7 protein-coding genes are annotated in these 7,969 nt (G+C 36.8%); 2 read left to right on the forward strand and 5 right to left on the reverse strand.

Features of this window, described 5'->3' with window-relative positions:
- Positions 1-6: 6 nt before the first annotated feature.
- The 4 genes from GGQ84_RS11935 to GGQ84_RS11950 form a co-directional block, all read right to left on the reverse strand.
- Positions 7-2,094, reverse strand: a complete 2,088-nt coding sequence (locus GGQ84_RS11935; RefSeq protein WP_429162928.1) for a chemotaxis protein CheA — start codon at positions 2,092-2,094, stop codon at positions 7-9.
- 13 nt (positions 2,095-2,107) lie between these two features.
- On the reverse strand, positions 2,108-2,488 hold the full coding sequence (locus GGQ84_RS11940) for a response regulator (protein ID WP_429162929.1): 381 nt from the start codon (positions 2,486-2,488) through the stop codon (positions 2,108-2,110).
- Positions 2,481-2,810 (reverse strand): STAS domain-containing protein, encoded by a 330-nt coding sequence (locus GGQ84_RS11945; RefSeq protein WP_429162931.1) that lies wholly within the window; start codon positions 2,808-2,810, stop codon positions 2,481-2,483. Before GGQ84_RS11945 ends, GGQ84_RS11940 begins: the two co-directional genes overlap by 8 nt.
- A gap of 226 nt (positions 2,811-3,036) precedes the next feature.
- Positions 3,037-4,176 (reverse strand): dicarboxylate/amino acid:cation symporter, encoded by a 1,140-nt coding sequence (locus tag GGQ84_RS11950; RefSeq protein ID WP_429162933.1) that lies wholly within the window; start codon positions 4,174-4,176, stop codon positions 3,037-3,039.
- Positions 4,177-4,384: 208 nt separating this feature from the next.
- Between GGQ84_RS11950 and GGQ84_RS11955 the strand changes: the two genes are divergently transcribed.
- Entirely contained in the window at positions 4,385-4,780 is a 396-nt protein-coding gene (locus GGQ84_RS11955; RefSeq protein ID WP_429162934.1) for a hypothetical protein, read from the forward strand.
- Positions 4,781-4,812: 32 nt separating this feature from the next.
- Here the strand turns inward: GGQ84_RS11955 and GGQ84_RS11960 are convergent, their stop codons facing one another.
- Positions 4,813-5,778 carry an MBL fold metallo-hydrolase gene (locus GGQ84_RS11960; protein ID WP_429162943.1) on the reverse strand — a complete coding sequence of 322 codons (966 nt, stop codon included), beginning with the start codon at positions 5,776-5,778 and terminating at the stop codon, positions 4,813-4,815.
- Between the two features lie 172 nt (positions 5,779-5,950).
- Between GGQ84_RS11960 and nagZ the strand changes: the two genes are divergently transcribed.
- A complete protein-coding gene (gene nagZ / locus GGQ84_RS11965; RefSeq protein WP_429162936.1) occupies positions 5,951-7,675 on the forward strand; it encodes a beta-N-acetylhexosaminidase in 1,725 nt (574 codons plus the stop codon).
- The last annotated feature ends 294 nt before the right edge of the window (positions 7,676-7,969 follow it).

Raw genomic sequence — 7,969 nt, forward strand, 5'->3', positions numbered from 1 at the left:
CCCTTTTCACTTCCTATTCCTACTCATCCTAAATAGAGAGAGTACATCAATAATAACAGCAACACTTCCATCTCCCATAATTGTAGCTCCAGCTATGCCTTCAACTTGTTCTAGATTTTCCTTTATACTCTTAATCACAACTTGTTCCTGACCAATTATTTCATCTAAAAGAACAGCTAGTTTTCTGTCACCATCTTTCAAAACAATTACTATTCCATCTGATGGTTCAAAGAAATCTGGTTCAATATTTAAGATCTCATATAATGCGGTACAAGGAATAAACTCATCCCTTAAATTTATCAACTTGCCTTTGCCTTCAGCTAGCTTAATATTTTCCTTAGATATCTTCACAAATTCTACAATTGCATTTAACGGAACAACAAATTTCTCTTCACCTACTCTGACAATCATACCGTCTATAATAGCCAAGGTTAACGGCAACTTTACAACAAACTTTGTGCCCTTGCCCTTCTCTGTGTCTAGCTCTACACTTCCCCTAAGACTTTTGATATTTGTTAATACTACATCTAATCCTACTCCACGACCTGATATATCAGTAATTTCTTTTGCTGTAGAAAATCCAGGTTTAAAGAGTAAATTTAAAATTTCTGTACTACTAAAGTTTTGTTCAGGGTCAATCAAACCCCTTTCTAGGGCCTTGGACATAACCATATCTTCATCTATTCCCTTACCATCATCACTGATTTCAATAACTATATTACCTTCATGATGATATGCGTTTAACTCAATAGTACCTTTACTGGGCTTCCCTAAAGCTACTCTCTCCTCAGGTTTTTCAAGGCCATGATCTATTGCGTTACGTAACAAGTGCTTTAAGGGATCTGTAATTTGCTCAATCACTTTCTTATCTAATTCAGTTTCTTTTCCTTCCAGCTTCAATTCAACTTCTTTCCCATTTTCGCGAGCTAAATCTCTGGCCATACGCTGAAACCTCGTGAAAACTCCTCCAATTGGTATCATACTAGTTGTCATTACCTTCTCTTGAATGCTCCTAATTATCTTGTCAACTTCTTGAAAAGAATTATCTATTTCTACATTTAATGATTTGTTTGCGCCAGAAAATCGGGAAACCATTTCCTTTACCCGTGACTGAGCAATTAGCAGCTCTGCTATTTGGTTTAGTATGTCTTCCAATTTGTTTGTGTCTACCCTAATTGTATTAGCAATTCCATAATCTTTAGGCTGGTTGTTACTTTGGTCTATATTATCCTTCTTTTGTTTTAATTTTCCCTCTTTATATAGACTTTCTCCTACTCCTATAAGTTTTTTCCTTAAGCTATCTAACTCTGGTACAGCAATTAATCCTTGGTCAACCAAGCTATCACAACAGGATGCATTGTTATCGAACCACAAATGTATATCCTGTGTAATTTCTTCAATATTAATTTCATTTTCATCTTGTACAAAAATAAATACATCTTCTATCTCGCTTTTTGTTTTTTCAGTTTCCATAAATACAACCCAGGATACATACAATTTATATGGGTCTAAAGCATGTATTGGGGGAAGAGAACTTTTATTTAAGAAGCTGCACAATATACGCCCTTGTTCCTCTATCTCCATTAGTAACATCAAAGGGTCTGTTCCCGTTTCAAATATATCACTTCTAAACCGTAATCCTACTTTATAGTAGTTCAACTTTCCTTCGTTAACTGGTATGTCTTCATTTCCATCACCTGCTTTAGCTGATTTTTCAACTTGAAAAATACTAAGTGCATGCTCCAGATTGTCTATCTGGTCTTGAAATTGGCTGCCACTTAAATCGTCACTATCCATTATCTTTTTTATAAGATCTGTACCTTCAAGCAGAACTCCAAATAGATTGTCGGAAATACCAGTGCCCATCTCTCTAATCTGTTCAAGCACATTCTCCAAGTGATGCGCAATATGGCTTATTCGCTCAAATCCCATTAGCCCAGCTCCACCTTTGATAGTGTGCATAGCTCTAAAAACCAGGTCTATTTGCTCTTGATCCCGCGGGTTATTTTCTAAGGCCAATAATCCCTCTTCAACCAACTGTAAGTTTTCTCCAGTTTCTTCCAGGAACGTTGAAATTAAATCTTCATCGATCATTTTGCCTCACCACCTATCGGACAAATTTCTTAACAACCCCCATTAGTTGCTCTGGTTTAAAAGGTTTTACTAACCACCCTGACGCTCCAGCTTCTTTTCCTTCCATTTTCTTTTGGGTTTGTGACTCTGTTGTCAGTACTAGAATAGGAATGAACTTTAAGGAAGCGTCTTTCTTCACATTCTTTATAAAGGTAATGCCATCCATTCGTGGCATGTTTATGTCAGTTATAATCATCGAAGGTCTCTTGCCTTGCTTTTTTAAGCTTTCTAAACTCTCTAGTCCCGATTGTCCATCATCTGCAGATACTACTTCAAAACCGCCTTTTTTTAGCGTATACTCCAAGGAAGCGCGAACCGTTCTAGAATCATCTACTACAAATATTAATTTACTCATTATTAAAACTCCCTTCCTCATTAAGTAAACAGCTAGCCCCAGAAAGCTGTAACATGTTTTCAAAAACCACATTCTTATTAATAATTTTTAAGACTGCTTGTTTTTCTACAACAGCTTTGTAACATGAAAGTAGTAATTGTACTCCTGAAGCATCTATATCTTCAACAGACTGAGCATCTAATATTACTTCATTATCTTTGTCTGCTTTTTTAACAATCTCAGAAAGCTGTTCCTTTAATTCAGCAGCATAGTGCACTGTTATAGTTTCCGGTAATGTATACAAAAGCCTCACCCCTCTTTTACTACTCTCCTCATTATCCATTCTAATGATATTTAAAGCCTTGCTAGCGGTGCATTATTCTAATCAATGGTCAAATTATAATCAGTTATATCTAAGTTATTCACATAGCGACCTATTAGTTCTATTTATTAGAAAATAATAGTAATAATTAATTCTATTAGCGTTTATTAAAACCCTTTTTGTGCTGGAGTTTTTTTATATAAAATAAAAAATAAGACTTCTGGTATAATTACCAGAAGTCTTATTTTTATTTTGCAATTTTATCTACTAGCATGGCAATAGCTCCGTCACCTGTCACATTGGCAGCTGTCCCAAAGCTATCCTGAGCCATATATAGGGCAATCATCAACCCTAAAGCTGTTTCAGTAAACCCTAGCATTGTAGTCAACAACCCAAGAGCGGCCATTACTGCTCCTCCAGGCACACCTGGAGCAGCTACCATTACCACTCCTAGCATCAGGATAAATGGCATGATATCCAAAAATCCTGGCATGGATAGTCCAGAGGACATAACCATAACAGCTACAGCACAAAGGGTTAAGGTTATCGTACTTCCTGAAAGATGAATTGTTGCAGAAAGGGGTACTGCGAAATCAGCAACTTCCTCTCGTACCTTATTAGCCTTAGCTTGTCTAAGCGTTACCGGAATTGTAGCAGCACTAGACATTGTTCCTAGAGCCGTAAAGTATGCTGGCAGCATGGTTTTTAAAGCACCAAAAGTCGATTTTCCTGTAAATGCTCCTGCTATTGAGTATTGAATAATCAACCAAACCCAATGAGTAAATACTGCAAGCATAAGCACTACACCAAAAGTAGCCAGTGTTTCAAAAACTGTTCCCTCCGCAGCTAACTCTGTAAATATTCCTGCGATATAAATAGGCAAAATAGGAATTATCACTTTTACAATCAGTAGCTCTATTACTTTTTTTCCTTCATCAAAGAAGTTTTTCATCGTACTGCTTTCAGTTTTAGCAATCCCTATACCAAAAACAAACGCTGTCACCAAAGCAGTCATTACCCCAACTAAGGGTGCTACCTCTATTTTGAAGAAGGGATCTAGGCCAACAACACCTTTAGCTACTTCTCCGCCAGAAGTAGTAAACATAGGAATAAAAATTATTGCCATCACATAGGCCAAAGTTCCCGCTAGTACAGTAGATGAATATGCAATACCAGCTGTTGAAGCAACTATCCTGCCAGACTGTTTACCGATACTTGCAACACCGCTAACAATAAAGAATATAATAATTAGTGGAATCGCAAATCCAATAAGCTGTCCGAAGATTTCCTTAAAAGTAATGAGCAGTCGCGCAAAAAATTCTGGCGCTGCTAAACCAATTATAATACCTACTACAATACCTAGTATCAATTTTGGAATTAACTTCATAGTTCCACCTCCTTTCTTTATATTATATTATTACAAACTTATACAATTGTATTATATCAGCTTCTTAGTCTTTTAGAAAGGGTTTATTCTGACACCTCTTATATATAAAAAATAAAATTTATTTTAGTATGTACAATATAAATATAATTTATAGAAAATTATAATACTAAGACTACAGTAAAACAACAAAGGAGGGGATGATTAACAAATGAAACTCAAGGATGGCGAACTTTCAATTACAGCCTATTTCCCAAGCAGCACTAGAGCAGAAGAAGCAACTAAAGAATTAAAAACTGCAGGTATAACTGAAGCCAATATAGATAGAGTGAGTAGGTACGGTGTCTCCATTGACGAGAAAATAAATAACCCTATTGCGGGACAAGCTGAAACCCAGACAGGATTAAGTATTTACTCTCAAGATGTGGATCGCTTTAGCAACAACGACACTAGAACTCTAATGGGAGCTGACCCGTCAGTAAGCGGCATGGCTAGTAAAGGTTACGGGCTTGCTGGTGGAAAAAGTTTTATGGTAACTGTATTAACCGATGAAAAACATTTAGATAGAGCAGTGCAGATATTAGAAAAACACCACGGGTATGTCTAATAAAATTGTAAGTGAGGGTTCTTAAACCTCACTTACAATGAAAATATAAACATCCCCTGTTTAAATTCCCGCTTTATCTTTCCTTCATCCAGCAAATACCTTAAATGGGCATTTACCTCCCCTGTGGCAAACCATTTCTGCGGCACAGGAAATTCATCCCAGGACTTATAAGTCATATCCCATTTCACCTGGGACGCAATTTGGTACGCATCTTCTGCCCCCTTATGCAAAATCTCAACTATCTCTGCTAGTCTCTTGTAGTGGTGTTCCTTTAATTGTTTAATCCGTTTACTGCAATTTGACATTAACTCTCGATGCCCTGGTAATACCAGCTCAATTGGATATTGATTTATTTTTTCTAGATTTTCTAGGTAATCTTTTAAGGGATTTCCATGATCCGTCCATAGTGATATGTTTGGGGTGATCTTTCCTAGTATATGATCTCCTGAAAATAAGATTTTTTTCTTCGGTTCATACAAGCACATGTGACCCTGCGTATGACCTGGAGTCACAATACATTTTAGGGAATACGGTCCAATACGGAGAACCTGCCCATCTTTAAGAAAGGTAAAATCCAGCTTATCTTTTGCTCTGTACTTATAGCCTGGATGTTTTTCTAGAGCATTTTGCAGAACTTTTTTAGGCATTCCACTTTTTTTAGCATAATCAAGCATATCCTGCCAATTCATATTTCCATTAATAATATTTGCATCAGGCTGATGACTGTACACTTTAGAAGTAGCAGTTGCCAAATGGGGAACTAGCCCAGAGTGGTCTGCATGCATGTGAGTTATAAAAAAATCTGTTTGATCTAAAGAAAGCTGCAACTCATTAACTCCCTTTTGCAAAGCAGTAAGGCACTCTTCTCTATTCATTCCCGTATCTATCATCAGATTTCTCTCTTCACCCTTTATTACGTAACAATTCAATTCTTTTAAAGGGTTATTGGGCAGCGGAACTACAATTTTAAAAATGCTTGCCAACACTTCAGTGATCATCTCAGTCACATCCTTATTAATTTAATTTACTCCTTATACGTTCATTACTAGGTTTAATTTCTAATTCCTGCTTATTGATTTCAATTTATTCACATTTATTCAAATTAATGCGATTGCATTGGTACTAATAAAGGATGTAAGATGAGTCTAAATACTATATAGGAGGAAAAAAATGAAACGGTTTTCTATTCTTTTATTGCTTCTAATGTTCATATTTTTATTTACCGCTTGTGATACAGGTGTTGAACCACAAGACTCCAAGGTTGATAAAATCATTTCCCACATGACTATTGAGGAAAAAGTAGGCCAAATGCTAATGCCTGATATTAGAATGTGGCAAGGGGAAAATACCACAGGCATGAACCCAGGTACTGAACAAATGATTAAGGGTTATCATTTAGGTGGTGTAATCCTTTTTGAAAAAAATATTGAGACTTCTCACCAATTAGCTAAGTTTACGCACCAGCTACAAAATACATCTTCTATCCCCATGTTCATATCAATTGACCAAGAAGGTGGAAGAGTACAAAGACTACCTCAAGGTACTAATATGCCTGGCAATATGGCTCTAGGTGCAACAGGATCTCCAGATACTACATACCAAGCAGCTAAAGTAATGGCACAAGAACTAAAAGCTCTAGGTATTAATTTGAATTTTGCCCCAGTATTAGATGTAAATAATAATCCTGCTAACCCAGTAATAAATACTCGCTCTTTTGGAGCCGATCCTGACTTAGTATCTAAACTCGGCATCTCATATATGGAGGGTTTACACAGCGAAGGAATTATCGCAACTGCTAAACATTTCCCAGGCCATGGAGACACAGATACCGATTCCCACTTAGAACTCCCCTCTCTTCCCCACTCTAGGGAAAGGTTGGACCAAGTGGAATTAAAACCTTTTAGAGAAATAATTGAGGTAGGCATCGATATGATTATGACAGCTCATGTTACCTTCCCTGAAATAGATAATACTAAGCTGGTCTCTAAAAAAAATGGTGATGAAATAACTATTCCCGCTACTCTATCCCATAAAGTTTTGACCCAGTTGCTTCGAGATGAGCTTCATTTTGACGGGGTAATTGTTACTGATGCCTTTACCATGAAAGCTATCAGCGATCACTTTGGCGAGGAAGAAGCTGTTGTTATGGCTATCCAGGCAGGTGCTGATATCATTCTAATGCCCAATGACCTAGAGGTTACTTTTAATTCCATCTTGAATGCTGTGGCAGAAGGAACTATTTCTGAAGAACGCATAGACGAATCAGTTAAGCGAATTTTAGATTTAAAAGACCAATATAACTTGTTGGAACCCTTGGAAGAAAGCGAAGCAAAAGCAGTAGAGGCAGCCACATCAATTGTAGGAAGTAGTTATAACAAAAAAGTAGAAATAGACATCGCAAAGCAAGCTGTGACCCTGATTAGAGACGAAACTAATAGGCTGCCAGTAAACATCAATGATACTAAAGATATTGCAATATTAATGCCAGAAAATGAACACCTTGAGTTTATAAAAAAGGCATTAACACTTATAACTGATAGTAACAACTTAGTTCCAGAGTACAAATCATACGCCAACAAGTCCCTAGACTTACAAAGCTTAAATCTAATTGAGGATAACGATTTAATAATCCTGGGAACTAGCAATATAACTGATACCAGTGAGGAACTAGCTTTATTACGGAAGTTATTACAAAAGGCTAACCACGCAGATACTGACGTGATAGTTATAGCCCTGGACAACCCATATGACCTTATGCATTTGCCGGAAGTCAATACTTATCTAGCTATTTATGGTAGCCACGAACCAAATTTAACAGCAGCCGTAAAAGCTATTTTTGGAGAATTTTCTCCTTCAGGTACGCTACCCGTATCTATACCCACAGTAGCGGATTAATCTAAAAAGTGATTTAAATCACTCTCCTCCTTTGACAAAGCTCACTTCACTTAGTGGATCTATAGGTTATGATGTAGCCATAGTTAAGGCATCGGTTTTGCCTAACAAACAGTTTAAAGGAGCATTCCTGTAATGAATTTAAATGAGGATTGAATAAAAAAAGCCCCCTTGGTATCATACGAGGTGTCCAAAGCTTCGAAGCAAAAAGGACCCTTAATTTATACCCAAGGAGGACTTCAAAATGAATTATACACAAAACCAGAAAATTTCTCAAGTAAAACCATCAACTTTGAT

The organism is Desulfitispora alkaliphila (genome assembly GCF_050433185.1).
In the GTDB taxonomy this organism is placed as follows: Bacteria; Bacillota; Desulfitisporia; order Desulfitisporales; family Desulfitisporaceae; genus Desulfitispora; species Desulfitispora alkaliphila.